Annotated in this window: 1 protein-coding gene and 1 pseudogene; both read right to left on the bottom strand. The window is 36.8% G+C overall.

The window, feature by feature from the left end; translation table 11 throughout:
• Positions 1 to 69: 69 nt before the first annotated feature.
• The gene (locus tag ALO_RS11555; protein WP_004096005.1) at positions 70 to 582 is read right to left on the bottom strand and encodes a DUF2247 family protein; all 513 of its coding nucleotides are present in this window, start codon (positions 580 to 582) and stop codon (positions 70 to 72) included.
• Positions 579 to 919, bottom strand: a pseudogene (locus ALO_RS22460) (hypothetical protein); the annotation flags it as partial. The gene ALO_RS11555 and the pseudogene ALO_RS22460, both read right to left, overlap by 4 nt.

Below are 919 nucleotides of genomic sequence, written 5' to 3'. Positions count from 1 at the left end.
ACTCCGCTGTTTGTTTTTCGCTTTAAGATTAAGTTGTCAAAAGGTGATCGTCCCCAGTGTCAACTAAATTCATACCAATTTTGAGATTTCATCATCAACCCATCTTTTGTGGGCTTCAATAAGTTTCAAATAGTTTTCTTGGCTATAGTACTCGGTTGGAGATATTTCATTATTTCGACCTTGTACTATATGCGGACTATCATCAGGAAATTGAAATTTATCCCAAAAATCAGTAATTGCAATCAATCCTTCCAAATAATCATTTGGCAGTTTGGTTAATAGTTGTTTTGTCAAAATCGCTCTCCACTTTCTAAATTCATCTTGCTCCTTATGTTCTTCTTTTTGGGATAATCTTTCTAAAAGCCCAGTAATATTTTCACTTTCACTGTTGTTCAATCCAGCCAATTCCCAAGTTTCTTCTGGTTGTTTATCATCGTTTGAAGCTACTTCAACTGCATAATCAATGACATCTTTTGATGAAAATTGTCTCGAAAATTTTCCAAATCCTTTCCATCCAACTAGAATAGTTGTCCAATTTACTTTTAGCTTGGTAGATTGCATTAATTCTAGTATTTTTATCATTTTATTGGCACCCCATTTACTGTTCCGCCTTGAACAAACATCCTATGTGTTACATTTCCGCTTTGGGTGATCCATTCGAAGCGTCCAGACACTCCATTTAGCGACCCTTCGATTTGATAGAGCGTTGCTCCCTTGCCAAGGTCATATTGGGTTGCACTTCCGGCATAGTTATCAACGATATCAGTGAATCCATGAGACTGTGGTGTAGATGGGAACTCTTGAACAATATACTGTCTGCCTTTAGCATCAACAGCTTTAATTGGACTTACATCATCTACTTTTAACCCACTGCCGACCCGAGGTTTACCTATAATATCATTTGTAATTTCAGTCTTAG

Origin of the sequence: Acetonema longum DSM 6540 (assembly GCF_000219125.1) — a bacterium.
Classification (GTDB): Bacteria; Bacillota; Negativicutes; order Sporomusales; family Acetonemataceae; genus Acetonema; species Acetonema longum.
This window is presented reverse-complemented; position numbering and strand designations above follow the sequence as displayed.